The following is a 14,570-nucleotide window of genomic DNA, read 5'->3' as shown; positions in this document are numbered from 1 at the left end:
CATTGCAATGCGGGCATGGCTGGAGGATGCTGGGCCTCGCTGAAGAAGGTAGCGGTTCCAGGTCGGTGTCTTGTCGCCGGTCCGGGTATCACCTCTCTCGGGAGAACAATAAGAAATGCACAGCAATCACCTCACCCGGCACGCCCAGCAAGTGCTGACCGTGGCCCAGGGCAAGGCCCGCCTGCAGGGGCCCGGCAGCGATCCTTCGATCGCCCGTTCCTGGCTGCGTTGCCTGGAGGACTACCACCTCGACCCCGCCCTGAGCATGGCGCCCACGGTGCTCGAACATGGCCGCGTGCTGGAGAGCCGCGAACGCCTGCGCCAGGTGCTGCAAATTGCCGGCAGCGAGATGACCAGCCTGCACCAGCAACTGTCCGGCGCCGGCCATGCGGTGCTGCTGACCGATGCCCGCGGGGTGATCCTCAACTGCGTCACCGCGCCGACCGAGCGCAAGATCTTCGAACGTGCCGGGCTGTGGCTCGGCGCCGACTGGAGCGAGGCCTGCGAAGGCACCAACGGCATCGGCACCTGCCTGGTGGAGCGCCAGTCCCTGACCATCCACCAGGACGAACATTTCCGTGGCCGCCATACCGGCCTGACCTGTTCCGCCAGCCCGGTGTTCGACCCGCACGGCGAACTGTTGGCGGTGCTCGACGTGTCCTCGGCGCGCCCGGATGTGTCGCGGCAGAGCCAGTTCCACACCATGGCCCTGGTCAATCTCTCGGCGAAGATGATCGAGAGTTGTTATTTCCTGCGCTGTTTCGACAACCAGTGGCTGTTGCGTTTCCACCTGCAGGCCGAATCCGTCGGCCTGTTCAGCGAAGGCCTGCTGGCCTTCGACGGCGAAGGGCGGATCTGTGCGGTGAACCAGAGCGCCTTGAACCTGTTGGGGCATATTCGCGGTGGCTTGCTGGGCAAGCCGGTGGAGGCGTTCTTCGACTGCTCGCTGGACGAACTGCTGGGCCGCGCCAGCATCAATGCCAGCGCCAGCTGGCCGCTGCGCACTCGCGATGGCCGGCCGCTGTTCGCCGTGCTGCGTGGCCAGCCGCGCAGCGTGCCCAAGCCAGTGATGCCCAGTGCGCTGGCGGTGGAGCGGCCGCGCCTGGCGGGCATCTGCCTGGGCGATGCGGCGCTGCAAAGCGATTTTCGCAAGTCGCTGCGGGTGTTCGAGCGCGATGTGCCGCTGTTGATCAACGGCGAAACCGGTTCGGGCAAGGAGGCCTTCGCCAAGGCGGTGCACCAGGCCAGCCAGCGGGCGGACAAGGCCTTTGTCGCGCTGAACTGCGCGGCGATTCCGGAAAGCCTGATCGAAAGCGAGCTGTTCGGTTATCGCGGCGGCAGTTTTACCGGGGCGCGCAAGGAAGGCATGCGGGGCAAGTTGCAGCAGGCCGATGGCGGCACGCTGTTCCTCGATGAAATCGGCGATATGCCGCTGGCCTTGCAGACCCGCCTGTTGCGGGTGCTGGAAGAGCGCATGGTGGTGCCGATCGGCGGCGAGCCGCAGGCGGTCGACGTGCGCATCATCAGCGCCACCCACCGCGACTTGCTGGAGCGGGTGCGGGACGGCAGCTTCCGCGAGGACCTGTATTACCGTCTCAACGGCCTGGAAATCGCCCTGCCGGCACTGCGCGAACGCAGTGACAAATCCGAACTGCTGGACTTTCTCCTGGCCCAGGAGGCCGGCGATCAGCCGGCGACGCTCGACGGCCCGGCGCGCCAGGCCCTGCTGGACTTCCATTGGCCGGGCAACGTGCGGCAGTTGCGCAATGTGCTGCGGACCCTGGCGGCGCTCTGCGAAGACGGGCGGATCGGCCTGGAGGATGTGCCGGCGATGATCCGTCAGGCGGGCCCGGCGGCGCCACCGACGGCTGCCGAGGCGCCAGCGGGCTTGCCCCTGGACGATGCCGAGCGCCTGGCCTTGCTCAATGCCCTGGAGCAGCAGCGCTGGCACATGACGCATACCGCCGAGCAACTGGGGGTGAGCCGCAATACCCTCTATAGAAAGCTGCGCAAGCATGGGATCGCGCGGCAGGCGTGACAGCGCGCCAGCGTTCATCGCGAGCAAGCTTCGCTCCTACAGAAGATGATGTGCATTTCCTTTGTAGGAGCGAGGCTTGCCCGCGACAGGCGACGCAGCCGCCCGACAGACTTCGATACGGTTCCCTCATCAGCTAAAGAGTGCGATTTGCAGCCCTCTACGCTAACCTGCCTCGACGTTTTACGAGGCCTTCTATGCACATTCATATTCTCGGTATTTGCGGCACCTTCATGGGTTCGATGGCGGTTCTGGCCAAAGAGCTGGGCCATCATGTCACCGGCTCCGATGCCAACGTCTACCCGCCGATGAGCACCCAGCTCGAAGCCCAGGGCATCGAATTGACCCAGGGCTACGACCCGGCCCAGCTCGACCCGGCGCCGGACCTGGTGGTGATCGGCAATGCCATGTCCCGCGGCAACCCGGCAGTGGAATATGTGCTGAACAAGGGCCTGCCTTATGTTTCCGGCCCGCAATGGCTGGCTGACCATGTGCTGCAGGGCCGCTGGGTGCTGGCCGTGGCCGGCACGCACGGCAAGACCACCACCAGCAGCATGCTGGCCTGGGTGCTGGAGCATGCCGGCATGAGCCCGGGCTTCCTGATCGGCGGCGTGCCACAGAATTTCTCGGTGTCAGCGCGCCTCGGCGGCACGCCGTTCTTCGTGATCGAGGCCGACGAATACGACAGCGCCTTCTTCGACAAGCGCTCGAAGTTCGTGCATTACCGTCCGCGCACGGCGATCCTCAACAATCTCGAGTTCGATCATGCGGACATTTTCCCGGATCTACCGGCGATCGAGCGGCAATTCCACCATCTGGTGCGGACTATCCCGAGCGAAGGCCTGGTCATCCACCCGACCACCGAGCCAGCCCTGCAGCGAGTGATCGAGATGGGCTGCTGGACCCCGGTGCAGACCACCGGCGCGGGTGGCCAGTGGCAGGCCAGGCTGCTCAGCGAAGACGGCTCGACCTTCGAGGTGATGTTCGACGGCGTCGCCCAGGGTGTGGTCGAGTGGGACCTGACCGGTCAGCATAACGTTGCCAATGCCCTGGCCACCCTGGCCGCGGCGCGTCATGTTGGCGTGGTGCCGGCCGTGGGCATCGCCGCGCTGAGCGCGTTCAAGAGCGTCAAGCGGCGCATGGAAAAGGTGGCCGAGGTTCATGGCGTCACCATCTATGACGATTTCGCGCACCACCCGACCGCCATCGCCACCACCCTGGACGGCCTGCGCAAGCGCATCGGCGAGGCGCCGTTGATCGCGATCATCGAGCCACGCTCCAACTCCATGAAGCTCGGTGCCCATCGCGACGGGTTGCCGGAAAGCGTCGCCCAGGCCGACCAGGTGATCTGGTACTCGCCGGCCAACCTCGGCTGGGACCTGGGGGCTACCGCGGCCTTGTGCACGGTGCCGTCGATTGTCAGCGATTCGCTGGACGGCATCATCGAGCGGGTGAAGAGCCAGGCCAAGCCGGGCACCCATGTGGTGATCATGAGCAACGGCGGCTTCGGCGGCCTGCACGGCAAACTGGCCGAGGCGCTGCGATGAACAACGGTCCGGAACGCATCACCCTGGCGATGACCGGTGCCTCGGGCGCGCAATATGGCCTGCGCCTGCTCGATTGCCTGGTGCGCGAGGATCGCGAGGTGCACTTCCTGATCTCCAAGGCCGCGCAGTTGGTGATGGCGACCGAGACCGACGTGACCCTGCCGGCCAAGCCGCAGAGCATGCAGGCGTTCCTGACCGAATACACCGGCGCGGCGGACGGGCAGATCCGGGTGTACGGCAAGGAAGACTGGATGTCCCCGGTGGCGTCGGGGTCCGGTTCGCCGGCGGCGATGGTGGTGGTGCCTTGTTCCACCGGCACCTTGTCGGCCATTGCCACGGGCGCCTGCAACAACCTGATCGAGCGGGCGGCGGACGTCACCCTGAAGGAACGCCGCCAGCTGATCCTGGTGCCGCGCGAGGCGCCTTATTCCAGCATCCACCTGGAGAACATGCTCAAGTTGTCGAACATGGGCGTGACCATCCTCCCGGCCTCTCCAGGCTTCTATCACCAGCCGCAGACCATCGACGACCTGGTGGATTTCGTCGTGGCGCGGATTCTCAACCTGCTGAACATCCCGCAGGACATGCTGCCGCGTTGGGGCGAGCATCACCTGAGCAGCGATGAGTAAGGCGCTGCTGGTCCTGCTGATCGCCCTGCAACTGGGCGGTTGCGCCACTGCCCGGACGTTGAATGCGGCCAAGCCGGGGGCGCCGGTGGTGTATTCCGGGACGCGCCTGGACCTGTATGCGATGCAGGGCGGCTGTTGCCCGATGGATCGCTTCGGGGCTGAAGCGCCGGGCTATCCGGGTGTCGACCTGCCGGCCAGCGCCTTGCTCGACACGCTGCTGTTGCCGCTGTCGGTGCTGACGGTATTGGGGGTTGGGTTCCAGGCTACGGGCGGGTTGTAAAAGCCATCGCGGGCGGCGATCCGACTTGCCCGCGATGTTTTTGGCTACTCGTTATTTACCCAGCTTGCGCAACTCGTCGGATTCGACGATCCGCACGCCATCCTGTTCTTCCAGGGCCAGGCGCCACATGGCCCGGGCCAGCTGGCAGGCTTCGATACCGTGGTATTTGCCGGGAATCAGCCTGGACAGCGGGCCGGCCAGCTGTTCGGCGAGGCGCGGTTCGATGCGGTCGCCGAGCAGCAGGGAGGGCCGGCAAATGGTCAGTTGCGGCCAATCCTGGGCCTTCAGAGCCTGTTCCATCTCGCCCTTGACCCGGTTGTAGAAAATCGAGGATTTGGCATCGGCGCCCAGGGCGCTGACCACGATCAGGTGCCGTGCGCCCATCTCCCGTGCGCGTTTGCCGAAAGCCACGACCAGGTCCAGGTCGATGGCGCGGAACGCTTGTTCGGAGCCGGCTTTCTTGAGGGTCGTGCCCAGGCAGCAGAAGGCCAGGTCGACCGGGCCGTTGAGCTCCGGCAGGAGCGCGGCGGGCTCGCCGACCGGGTTCTGCAGGCGTGGATGTTCGCTCAAGGGACGCCGGCTGGGCGCGAGTACGCGGGTTACCGTGGGTTCGTTGAGCAGGCGGTCGAGCAGGTGTTCGCCGGTCAGGCCGGTCGCGCCGGCGAGCAAGATATGCTGAGGCGTCAAGTACATAGTGTTTCCCCCTTGATACTGTTTCAGCTTAGTTGCTCTTTGCTTCCTTGCTGTCGTTCGCGGCACTCTGCAGTGCCTTTCGGGCTTGCTGTTTACGCAGTTGCTGCCAGTGCGCCAAGACCCCCTTGGGCGCCCAGATCTGCGGTTCGGAGGCTTCGAAATTGTCGGCCTGCTCGCGGTCGGCCACGGTGGCCCGGGCCAGCTTGAAGGCTTGTTCCAGGTCGTCGGTCTGGTTCAGTGCCTGGGCGAACAAGGCGTCGCCGAAGTAGGTGAAGTCGGCCTCTTCCGAACAGCCGAACGATACACGGTCGGCCTGGGAGGCGGTCATGATCAGTGTCCGTTCGTCCTTGAGCGCCGGGATGAAACCACCGGAATAGCAGGCCGAGATCACGATGATCTTGTCGCGGTTCTTCAAGGGCGCCAGCACCGCGGCCAGTTCGTCGGCCGGCAGGTCGGCCAGTTCCAGGCGTGGCTGGTCGAGCACCAGTTCGTGCTCGCTGGTGCCGTGGCTGGTCAGGTAGATGAACAGCAGGTCTTCCGGGCCGCTGCGTTCGGCCAGGGTCTGGGCCGCACGCCGCAGGTTCTCCCGGGTGGCCATGGGCCGGCTGTCGAGGCGGTCGCGATGATTGACCAGGCGGATCTGCCCATAGGCGCCGAAGCGGGTGGCGAGCATGTTGCTGACGTAATCCGCTTCGCGCAGGAACACGCTCTGCTTGCCGTCGCCGGCCAGCGTCAGGCTGTAGAGCTCGATGGCCGGCGTCGAGGCCGGCACCGCGGCGAGGGCCTCGTCCAGCAGGCGGCCCTGGGCCAGCAGGCCGGTTTCCAGGGGGTCGGGCAAGAGCTTGCCGTCGGCATCGCGCACTCGCAGGCCATTGATCCAGTCGCCGCCTTGCACGGTGCCATCGCGCAGTACCAGCACGCCGTGGCCCTGATAGTTGTCGCCTTCGAAACCGCCGACGTAGAAGCTGCCATCGCTGAGGTTCAGCCGACCCTGGCCGCTGAAGCGCCAGTCATTGAAGCGACCGATGTAATGGCTGCCGTCGACTCCGATCAATTCGCCCTTGCCGCTGAGGGCGCCTTCCTTGAACTGGCCGATCCAGACATCGCCATCGGCGTTTTCGTAGCGGCCCTTGCCGCTGAGCTGGTTCTGCTTGAAACCACCGACATAGAGATCGCCGTCGGCGCTGCCGAACGTGCCGTTGCCTTCGAGTTGGCCATCGACGAAATGACCGCTGAACTGGTTGCCGCTGGCGTCGCTGCGCTGCCCTTCGCCATTGGGCTTGCCGCGGGAGAACTGGCCCTGGTACTGGCTGCCGTCTTCGAGTTCGAGGCGGCCGAGCCCGGAATACAGGTCGGCCTTGAACTCGCCGCGGTAGGTCATGCCGCGTTCCTTGAGGGTGCCTTCGCCATCGCGCCGGCCCAGTTTGAAGCCGCCGGTGTAGCTGCTGTCCTTGGTAGTCAGGTTGCCCTGGCCATGGAACAGGCCCTGCTGGAACTGGCCGCGATAGACCTCGCCGTCGCTGCCGTGCCATTCGCCCTGGCCATGCCACTGGCCCTTGTCGAACTGGCCGGCGTACCAGCTGCCGTTGGGGTAGTCGATGCGCCCCTGGCCCTGCAGCAACCCGTTGACTATATCGCCGCGGTAGCGGCCACCGTCCGGCAGACGGGCGTCGGGAGGCAGCAACGATTCGCCGTCTCCGCAGGCGGTGAGCAACAGGGTCAGAGCCAGGGGTACAAGTGAGCGCATAGCGGGATCCGGATAATTAGGGGACCGAGTATGCCGCAGCAATGAGGCTTATATATAGAGAGGCGGTGCGAAACAGCGTGAGCTGTCTCGCATCAGGGATATTTCAGACAAAGCAGAGCGACAAGGGCTCCGCGATATAGGCCGGTTTTTCCTCGCCTTCGATTTCCAGGGTCGCGGTGGCCTTGAGCAGCCATTGGCCGGGCTTCTTCTCGGTGACGTCCACCAGGTCGACCTTGAGGCGGACCCTGGCGTTCACCTTCACTGGCTGGATGAAGCGCACGCTGTCCAGGCCGTAGTTGACGGCCATTTTCAGGCCCTGGGGCAGGACCAGGATGTCTTCCATCAGTTTCGGGATCAGCGACAGCGACAAGAAGCCATGGGCGATGGTGCTGCCGAAGGGAGTCTGGGCGGCTTTCACCGGGTCTACGTGAATGAACTGATAGTCACCAGTGGCTTCGGCGAACAGGTTGATGCGCTCCTGGTCGATGGTGAGCCATTCGGAACGTCCGAGTTCCTTTCCGACATAATCTTTGAGCTCTGCAACGGGAACATACGGCATTGAGACTCTCCTTGGGGCATCGGTTTTATAGTTCTGAAAGGGGCGGGGGACGTGCCCCCTGACCACCCACTGTAGATCATCATGGGGGGGGGCTCCGGTCAACCTTCCATGCTTTTGGCGAATGCCGGTCCATAGCGCCCGCATGCTTATAATGCCCGGCGCTTTTTCGGGGGAGATTGGGGATGTTGTTACGCGGTCTGACATGGCTGGTGCTGTTTCAATTGCTCGGCACGGCGATCAATCATCTGCTGGTGCCGATCCTGCCCGGGCCGATTGTCGGCCTGCTGTTGCTGCTGATCTTCCTGGTGGTGCGCGGCGAGGTGGGCGAGCCGCTGAACCTGGCCGCTTCGAGCCTTCTGCGTTACCTGCCGCTATTGCTGGTGCCGCCTGCCGTGGGCGTGATGGTGTACGCGGCGGATATCGCCGCCGACTTCTGGGCGATCGTCGGCGCGCTGGTGTTGTCGCTGGTGATTTCCATGGCCTTCGTCGGCGTATTGATGCAGAAACTGGTCAAGCGTCACGGGCAGCGGGAGGGCGGCCAATGACGTTCGACTGGCAGGGCGCCTGGGCATCGGTGATCCACCATCCGCTGTTCGGCATCGGCATTACCCTGGGTGCCTATCAACTGGTTCTCGCGGCCTTCGAGAAAACCCGCTGGATCTTTCTGCAGCCGGTGCTGGTCTCCATGTTGTTGGTGATTGGCGTGTTGCTGGGGTGCGGCCTGAGCTATGCCGAGTACCGCAAGAGCACGGAAATCCTCAGCATTCTGCTGGGCCCGGCCACGGTGGCGCTGGCCGTGCCGCTGTACCTCAACCTGCGCCGGATCCGGCAGTTGTTCTGGCCGATATTTACTACGCTGGTGGTTGGAGGAGTGGTGGCCACCGGCCTGGGCGTGTTGCTGGGATGGTGGTTCGGCGCCGAGAACATGATCCTGATGACCATGGCGCCCAAGTCGGTGACGTCGCCGATCGCCATGCTGGTGGCCGAGCAGATTGGCGGCGTTGCCGCGCTGGCCGCGGTATTCGTACTGATCACCGGGGTGATCGGGGCGATTTTCGGGCCGGCCATCCTCAACCGCCTGCGGGTCCACAGCCCCGAGGCCCGAGGTATGGCGCTGGGCATGACGGCTCACGCGGTGGGTACTTCGGTGGCCCTGCAGGAAGGTGACGAATGTGGGGCTTTCGCGGCGCTGGCGATGAGTCTCATGGGGGTGGCCACGGCAGTTTTCCTGCCGTTGGCGGTGTCGTTGGTGGTCTAAGGAAACCTGTATGAGCCTGGCGCTTTTCCCGCTGAACACGGTGTTGTTCCCCGACTGCATCCTCGACCTGCAGATTTTCGAGGCGCGTTACCTGGACATGATCGGTCGCTGCATGAAGCAAGGCAGTGGCTTCGGCGTCGTGTGCATCCTCGACGGGGAGGAGGTGGGCATCGCCCCGGAGGGTTTTGCCCAGGTGGGCTGCGAGGCGCTGATTACCGACTTCCACCAGCAGGACAACGGCCTGCTGGGCATCCGGGTCAAGGGCGGGCGGCGTTTCCGGGTGCTGAGCAGCGAAGTGCAGCGCGACCAGCTGCGGGTGGCCCAGGTCCAATGGCTGGACGAGGTGCCGGAGCGGCCGCTGCAGGATGAAGACGCGGACCTGATCGCCCTGCTCAAGGCCCTGGCCGAGCATCCAATGGTCGAGGCCCTGAACATGGGCGTCGACGCCAGCGGCCAGCAGTCGCTGGCCAACCAACTGGCTTACCTGTTGCCGTTTTCCGAACTGGACAAGATCGACTTGCTGCAACTGGACGACCCGCAGCAACGCCTGGATGCGATCCAGGCGTTGCTGGACGAGTTGCAGGGCGAGTTGTTCGCCTGACCCGCAATTACCTGTAGTCGCCGAAGACCTCCGGCGACTTCAAGCCTGTCTGTAGCGGACTGCTAATACGCGTAGCGCAGCATCGCATGGGGCAGGTGCCGGACGGCCTCGAACCCGAACAAGGCGATCAACGCCGGCAATACCAGCCACCAGATCCTGGCCGGCATGGGTGTCAGCGAGGTCTGGCGCTGGGTGAACCACAGGCTGGCCGCGCATACGCCGGCGGCCAGCAGGGCGCCGGCCAGGATGTCGGTGGGCCAATGCGCCCCCAGATAGACCCGCGACAGGGCAATCGCGGCCGCGGGCAGGCACCCCAGTAGCAGCCAGGTCAGGCGCATGCGCGGTGGCTGGCCGCGGCCGGCCAGCACCGCCAGGGTCAGGAACAGCGCGAACGCGCCGGAGCTGTGTCCGCTGGGCATGCTGTAGCTGGTCAGCGGGTCGGTCAGGACTTCCGGGCGCACTCGGGCGAAGAACAGTTTGCTGCCAGTGTTGGCCAGCGCGGTGCACAGCAGCGTGGCGCCGGCAAAGATCCCTTGTCGCCATTGCCGTGCCACCAGTAACAGCAGCGTGACCAGGGCGCTGGCGAACAACATGGTGCGGAACTCGCCGAACTGGGTGAGCACCACCATCACTTCGTCCAGCGCCGGGCTGCGGTGTTCCTGGACCAGTGCTATCAGTCCCTGGTCGAAATGGTTCAGGTAGGGGTAGCCGATGAACAGCGCGGCGAGGAGCGCCAGGCTGAGGCCGGCAATCAGCAGGGTGGCGCGGCGATGGCGGCGCACCGTGCTGTTGATGCTCAGCCCCAGCAGCGCGGCGATGCTGGCGGCGACGATGCCCGCCTGCGGCCAGAAACCTTCGGGCAGGGGCAGGCGGATCGCCGCGCCCGTGGCCCAGCCCGGCAGCAGGTAGGCCACGCTCCAACCCGCGGCGGCCAGCAGGCTGACGGCGAAAAAGCGCGGGAACGGCATGTCGAACATCCCGGCGACCATTGGCAGCATCGGACGCAGGGGGCCGATAAAGCGCCCGACCAACAGGCTGGCGATGCCATAACGCTGGAAATAGGCTTCGGCGCCGTTGATCCATTCCGGGTGATGGCGCAGGCCCGGCAGGCGACGGATGTTCTGGTGGAAACGCCGGCCCAGCAGGTAGGACACCACATCCCCGAGCAGGCCGCCGAAGAACCCCAGCGCCAGGGTTTCGCCCAGGGACAGCGCGCCGCTGCCGGCCATGACGGCAACGGCGAACAGCAGCACCGTGCCGGGCACGATCAGGCCGGCGATCGCCAGGCATTCCACCGCCGCGACGATGAACACGGCTGCCGCCAGCCATTGGGGATTCATTGTCAGCCAGCCAGTTATTCCGTCGAGCCATGGGCCCATAAGTGTCAACTCCGTCGATTCGGTTTGTTCTTTTCGACCGCCAGGGCGCCGGGGCTTGCGATGACCTCACCGCCAGCCGCTTTGCCCTTGCGGGTAGTGATCAGTCGAGCAGCAGATAGTCGCGGCCTTCGACCTGGCCGCGACGCAGAGGGTTCCGAGTGCAGTAGGCGGCATAGGCCGCATCGACGAAGCGGTACATCAGGTGTTCGTCGCGGCCATGGGGAATGCCCAGGCGGGTCGTCTGGATAATGCTGGCTACAGGCGCGCCGACATCTTCGACGAACAGCACTTCATGGTCGAAGCGCTTGGCATCCCACACCGGGACTTTAAGCCCCAGGGCCTTGCACAGCAGGGTCTGGCCGGCGCAGAGCTTCTGCGCCGGGCGCGGCCGGCCGCTGGCGTCGGGGTTGTTCAGGAGCATCTGCGCCAGGCTGGCGGGGCCGGAGACTTCATCGACCCAGGGGTAGGCCGACTTGATCAGCACCGCGTTGCCCGGGCCGTGAGCGCTGAAGTTCAGCGAATCGCCGCCGCGGGCGTAGTACATATAGATATGCCCGCCATCCAGAAACAAAGCCTTACGCTTTTCTGTGTAGCCGAGGGAGGCATGGCTGCCTTTTTCCTCGCAGTAATAGGCTTCTGTTTCGATAATGCGCACCGACAACCACAGATCGCCGACCCGATGGCGGATGACTTTGCCAAGCAGGTCGCGCGCCAGAAGTTGCGCGTCTCGGTTGAAAAAGCTGTCGGGCAGGGCTTTGGGCAGTGTCGTAGCGGACAGGATGGACATGATGGCCAAGAGCGATGACGGGAATTGGAGCGGAATGATATCAATTCCAGGCTTAATTCAGGCTGAACGAGGCGTATTTGCCATCCATTTCGACCATCCGCCCGTGACCGCTGTCCGTGGACCGGCGCGACAGCTATAATCAGCCGCTTTCCTCTTTGCCAAGACCACAGCAGACCATGACTGAGTCCGTTCTTGACTACATGACCCGTTTGGGTCGCGCCGCCCGCGAAGCTTCGCGGGTGATCGCCCGAGCCACCACTGCGCAGAAAAACCGCGCATTGCTGGCGGCTGCCGATGCATTGGACGCTGCTCGCCCCGAGCTGAGCGCCGCCAATGAGCAGGACCTGGCCAACGGCCGGGCCAATGGTCTGGAACCGGCATTGCTCGACCGTCTGGCGCTGACCCCGGTGCGCATCGACGAGATGATCGAAGGCTTGCGTCAGGTGGCCAAGCTGCCTGACCCCATCGGTGAAATCCGCGATATGCGCTATCTGCCTTCGGGTATCCAGGTGGGCAAGATGCGTGTGCCCCTGGGCGTGATCGGCATCATCTATGAATCGCGGCCCAACGTGACCATCGACGCCGCCAGCCTGTGCCTGAAGTCCGGCAACGCCACCATCCTGCGTGGCGGTTCCGAGGCGATCAACTCCAACCGCGCCATTGCCACCTGCATCCAGCAGGGGCTGGCGGTGGCCGGCCTGCCGGCGCAGGTGGTGCAGGTGGTGGAAACCACCGATCGCGCCGCTGTCGGCGCCCTGATCACCATGCCCGAGTTCGTCGACGTGATCGTGCCGCGTGGTGGCAAGAGCCTGATCGAGCGGGTCAGCCGCGATGCCAAGGTGCCGGTGATCAAGCATCTGGACGGCGTCTGCCATGTATTCATCGATGTGGCGGCCGACCTGGACAAGGCCATTCGCATCGCCGACAACGCCAAGACCCAGCGCTACGCACCCTGCAATACCATGGAGACCCTGCTGGTCCACGCCGGTATCGCCGAGCGCGTATTGCCGCCGCTGGCCGCGATCTATCGCGACAAGAAGGTCGAACTGCGCGGTTGCCCGCGTACCCGCGCCCTGCTGGGTGCCGATGTGATCGAGGCCACCGAAGAAGACTGGCGCACCGAATACACCGCGCCGATCCTGTCGATCCTGGTGGTCGACAGCCTGGATGCGGCCATCGAGCACATCAACACCTACGGTTCGCAGCACACCGATGCCATCGTCACCGAGAACTTCAGCGACGCGCGCCGCTTCCTCAACGAGGTGGATTCGAGCTCGGTGATGGTCAACGCCTCGACCCGGTTCGCCGATGGTTTCGAATATGGCCTGGGCGCGGAGATCGGGATTTCCACCGACAAGCTGCACGCCCGTGGCCCGGTCGGCCTGGAAGGGCTGACCAGCGAGAAATATGTCGTCTTCGGCGACGGCCATGTGCGCACTTGATGAGCAAACGTATCGGTCTGCTGGGCGGTACCTTCGATCCTGTGCATATCGGTCATCTTCGCAGCGCGCTGGAGGTGGCCGATTCGCTGGGGCTCGATGAGCTGCGCCTGACCCCCAGCGCGCGGCCGCCTCATCGCGATACGCCGCTGGTGTCGGCCCTGGACCGTCTGGCGATGGTCGAGTGCGCGGTGGCGGGCGTTGCGCCCCTGGTGGTGGACGACCGCGAGCTGAAGCGGGACAAGCCGTCCTACACCATAGACACCCTGGAACAGATGCGCGCCGAAATGGCCGCGGATGACCAGTTGTTCCTGTTGCTGGGCTGGGACGCTTTTTGCGGCCTGCCCACCTGGCATCGCTGGGAAGAGTTGCTCCAGCATTGCCACATCCTGGTGTTGCAGCGCCCGGATGCCGACAGCGAGCCGCCGGATGCGTTGCGCAACCTGCTGGCGGCGCGCTCGGTGAGCGATCCCCTGGCCCTGCAAGGGCCGGGTGGACACATTGCATTCGTCTGGCAGACACCGCTCGCGGTGTCCGCCACCCAGATCCGTCAACTGCTGGCCAGCGGTAAGTCGGTACGTTTCCTGGTGCCTGACGCGGTCCTGGCCTACATCGATGCCCACGGTCTTTACCGTGGGCCGAACTGAAGGAACGCTGCCGGCAGATGCCGCGCAACGCTCCACACATACGAGCTGAACGAGTTTTATATGACTAACCAAGTAATGAAAGGCGAAGATCTGGTCAAGGTGGCAGTCGCCGCGCTGGAAGACGTCAAGGCCCAGGACGTCCTGGTGATCGACGTGCGTGACAAGCAGAGCATCACCGACTACATGATCATCGCCACCGGTACCTCCAACCGCCAGATCGGCGCGATGCTGGAAAAGGTCCGCGAAATGGTCAAGGCCCAGGGCGTGCGCCCGCTGGGTGAGGAAGGCAAGGGCGACAGCGACTGGGTTCTGCTGGACCTGGACGACGTGATCGTGCACATGATGACCGCCTCCGCGCGCCAGTTCTACGACCTGGAACGCCTGTGGCAGGGTGCCGAGCAGAGCCGTGCGGCCGATGGCAAGCACCACAGCCCGGAACACACCCATGAGCACTTCACCAAGCTCAACAAAGACCAGCAATAAGGGACGGCTGTGCGCCTGCGTCTGATCGCTGTCGGTTCACGCATGCCCAAATGGGTGGAAGAGGGTTGGCACGAATATGCCAAGCGTCTGCCATCCGAGCTGGCGCTGGAACTGGTGGAAATACCGCTCAATACCCGTGGCAAGAACGCCGATGTGGCCCGTTTCATCCGTCAGGAAGGCGAGGCCATGCTGGCCAAGGTCGGTCAGAACGAACGGATCGTCACCCTCGAGGTGCACGGCAAGCCCTGGAGCACCGAGCAACTGGCGGTGGAGCTGGATCGCTGGCGCCTGGACTCGCGTACCGTGAACTTCATGGTCGGCGGCCCCGAGGGGCTGGCGCCGGAAGTCTGCGCGCGCGCCGATCAGCGCTGGTCGTTGTCGCCGCTGACCTTGCCGCACCCGCTGGTGCGGATCCTTATCGGCGAACAGCTGTACCGCGCCTGGACAGTCCTGTCCGGGCACCCCTATCACAAATAGTCCGCGCCT

At 64.7% G+C, this 14,570-nt stretch carries 16 protein-coding genes; 11 read left to right on the top strand and 5 right to left on the bottom strand.

Features of this window, described 5'->3' with window-relative positions; all coding sequences use genetic code 11:
* Positions 1-115 precede the first annotated feature (115 nt).
* The 4 genes from TO66_RS27715 to TO66_RS27700 all read left to right on the top strand — a co-directional run bounded on the left by TO66_RS27715 (position 116) and on the right by TO66_RS27700 (position 4,491).
* Positions 116-2,038, top strand: coding sequence for a sigma-54-dependent Fis family transcriptional regulator (locus TO66_RS27715; RefSeq protein WP_044465267.1), 1,923 nt, complete (start codon positions 116-118; stop codon positions 2,036-2,038).
* Positions 2,039-2,232: 194 nt separating this feature from the next.
* Positions 2,233-3,582, top strand: a complete 1,350-nt coding sequence (gene mpl / locus TO66_RS27710) for a UDP-N-acetylmuramate:L-alanyl-gamma-D-glutamyl-meso-diaminopimelate ligase (protein ID WP_044465266.1) — start codon at positions 2,233-2,235, stop codon at positions 3,580-3,582.
* Positions 3,579-4,211: a flavin prenyltransferase UbiX gene (gene ubiX / locus TO66_RS27705; RefSeq protein ID WP_044465265.1), complete on the top strand. Its 633-nt coding sequence runs from the start codon at positions 3,579-3,581 to the stop codon at positions 4,209-4,211. Before mpl ends, ubiX begins: the two co-directional genes overlap by 4 nt.
* Positions 4,204-4,491, top strand: a complete 288-nt coding sequence (locus TO66_RS27700) for a YceK/YidQ family lipoprotein (protein ID WP_044465264.1) — start codon at positions 4,204-4,206, stop codon at positions 4,489-4,491. Before ubiX ends, TO66_RS27700 begins: the two co-directional genes overlap by 8 nt.
* 51 nt (positions 4,492-4,542) lie before the next feature.
* Here TO66_RS27700 and TO66_RS27695 read toward each other — a convergent pair whose 3' ends face one another.
* The 3 genes from TO66_RS27695 to TO66_RS27685 form a co-directional block, all read right to left on the bottom strand.
* Positions 4,543-5,184: an oxidoreductase gene (locus tag TO66_RS27695; RefSeq protein ID WP_044465263.1), complete on the bottom strand. Its 642-nt coding sequence runs from the start codon at positions 5,182-5,184 to the stop codon at positions 4,543-4,545.
* Positions 5,185-5,212: 28 nt separating this feature from the next.
* Positions 5,213-6,931, bottom strand: a complete 1,719-nt coding sequence (locus TO66_RS27690) for a C13 family peptidase (protein WP_044465262.1) — start codon at positions 6,929-6,931, stop codon at positions 5,213-5,215.
* A 103-nt stretch (positions 6,932-7,034) separates the two neighbouring features.
* Positions 7,035-7,490 carry a MaoC family dehydratase gene (locus tag TO66_RS27685; protein ID WP_044465261.1) on the bottom strand — a complete coding sequence of 152 codons (456 nt, stop codon included), beginning with the start codon at positions 7,488-7,490 and terminating at the stop codon, positions 7,035-7,037.
* Positions 7,491-7,672: 182 nt separating this feature from the next.
* Between TO66_RS27685 and TO66_RS27680 the strand changes: the two genes are divergently transcribed.
* Genes TO66_RS27680 through TO66_RS27670 form a run of 3 tightly spaced genes read left to right on the top strand, consistent with a single transcriptional unit; the run spans position 7,673 to position 9,349 of the window.
* Positions 7,673-8,035: a CidA/LrgA family protein gene (locus TO66_RS27680; protein WP_044465260.1), complete on the top strand. Its 363-nt coding sequence runs from the start codon at positions 7,673-7,675 to the stop codon at positions 8,033-8,035.
* Positions 8,032-8,748 (top strand): LrgB family protein, encoded by a 717-nt coding sequence (locus TO66_RS27675; RefSeq protein WP_044465259.1) that lies wholly within the window; start codon positions 8,032-8,034, stop codon positions 8,746-8,748. The genes TO66_RS27680 and TO66_RS27675 overlap by 4 nt, the downstream gene beginning before the upstream one ends.
* 10 nt (positions 8,749-8,758) lie before the next feature.
* Positions 8,759-9,349 (top strand): LON peptidase substrate-binding domain-containing protein, encoded by a 591-nt coding sequence (locus tag TO66_RS27670; RefSeq protein WP_044465258.1) that lies wholly within the window; start codon positions 8,759-8,761, stop codon positions 9,347-9,349.
* A gap of 62 nt (positions 9,350-9,411) precedes the next feature.
* On the opposite strand, the gene TO66_RS27665 is transcribed toward TO66_RS27670, so the two are convergent.
* Together TO66_RS27665 and TO66_RS27660 are read right to left on the bottom strand one after the other, a co-directional pair.
* Positions 9,412-10,728, bottom strand: coding sequence for a bifunctional DedA family/phosphatase PAP2 family protein (locus TO66_RS27665; protein ID WP_044465257.1), 1,317 nt, complete (start codon positions 10,726-10,728; stop codon positions 9,412-9,414).
* Between the two features lie 100 nt (positions 10,729-10,828).
* Entirely contained in the window at positions 10,829-11,515 is a 687-nt protein-coding gene (locus TO66_RS27660; RefSeq protein ID WP_044466174.1) for a DNA-3-methyladenine glycosylase, read from the bottom strand.
* A gap of 176 nt (positions 11,516-11,691) precedes the next feature.
* On the opposite strand from TO66_RS27660, the gene TO66_RS27655 reads away from it, so the two are divergent.
* Genes TO66_RS27655 through rlmH form a run of 4 tightly spaced genes read left to right on the top strand, consistent with a single transcriptional unit; the run spans position 11,692 to position 14,561 of the window.
* Positions 11,692-12,957 (top strand): glutamate-5-semialdehyde dehydrogenase, encoded by a 1,266-nt coding sequence (locus tag TO66_RS27655; protein ID WP_044465256.1) that lies wholly within the window; start codon positions 11,692-11,694, stop codon positions 12,955-12,957.
* A complete protein-coding gene (nadD, locus tag TO66_RS27650) occupies positions 12,957-13,601 on the top strand; it encodes a nicotinate-nucleotide adenylyltransferase (protein WP_044465255.1) in 645 nt (214 codons plus the stop codon). Before TO66_RS27655 ends, nadD begins: the two co-directional genes overlap by 1 nt.
* Before the next feature lie 60 nt (positions 13,602-13,661).
* A complete protein-coding gene (gene rsfS / locus TO66_RS27645; RefSeq protein WP_148558615.1) occupies positions 13,662-14,084 on the top strand; it encodes a ribosome silencing factor in 423 nt (140 codons plus the stop codon).
* 9 nt (positions 14,085-14,093) lie between these two features.
* A complete protein-coding gene (rlmH, locus tag TO66_RS27640; protein WP_009051038.1) occupies positions 14,094-14,561 on the top strand; it encodes a 23S rRNA (pseudouridine(1915)-N(3))-methyltransferase RlmH in 468 nt (155 codons plus the stop codon).
* Positions 14,562-14,570 lie beyond the last annotated feature (9 nt).

This window comes from Pseudomonas sp. MRSN 12121 (genome assembly GCF_000931465.1).
In the GTDB taxonomy this organism is placed as follows: Bacteria; Pseudomonadota; Gammaproteobacteria; order Pseudomonadales; family Pseudomonadaceae; genus Aquipseudomonas.
Note: the sequence above shows the minus strand (reverse complement) of the source record. Positions and strands in the feature narration are given on the sequence as shown.